We start from the raw sequence: 515 nt of genomic DNA, 5'->3' as shown, positions 1-515 counted from the left end.
AAAAGGCAAAAAGGTCACCAAGAAGATAATGATGGACGGTATGTGCCTCCATTATATTGTCATGCAAAACCCGCGCCCGGGCGCAGAGGAGTAGCTTGTCTACCTGCTTACCAACTTGCACAGCCCCACACAGGCAAGCCGGCTCTATGAATGGCGCTGGCAGATTGAGGTCTGCTTTAAGCACCTGAAGAGCAATGGGGTCAACTTGGAGGCGATGAATGTGCAGGGCCGAGAAAAACGCCATTTGATGATGGCCATCGCCGTGCTCGTATATATATTAGCTATCAGAGAGGGGCTGATAAAAGAGCGGCGGGACGGTATCCGATGGGTCCTAGACAAGGCTTCCGGCTTCGAGTATAGGGCAGTATCAATCTTCCTCAAAGGGCTCGATATACTCAAGCGAAGGGCCCCGAATTTGGCTCAGTTTAAACGATATTTAAGCAAAATCACCAAAGGGAAATATCAATTGATTTTTCAAAATGTCTAGTGGTGCAATAGTTCGGTAATTTTTTGAA

Annotated in this window: 1 protein-coding gene; it reads left to right on the top strand. The window is 47.6% G+C overall.

What is annotated here, in order from left to right; all coding sequences use genetic code 11:
- Positions 1-103: 103 nt before the first annotated feature.
- Entirely contained in the window at positions 104-487 is a 384-nt protein-coding gene (locus FRY97_RS23420) for a transposase (protein WP_394349368.1), read from the top strand.
- The last annotated feature ends 28 nt before the right edge of the window (positions 488-515 follow it).

This window comes from Phaeodactylibacter luteus, from assembly GCF_007993045.1.
Lineage (GTDB): Bacteria > Bacteroidota > Bacteroidia > Chitinophagales > Saprospiraceae > Phaeodactylibacter > Phaeodactylibacter luteus.
This window is presented reverse-complemented; position numbering and strand designations above follow the sequence as displayed.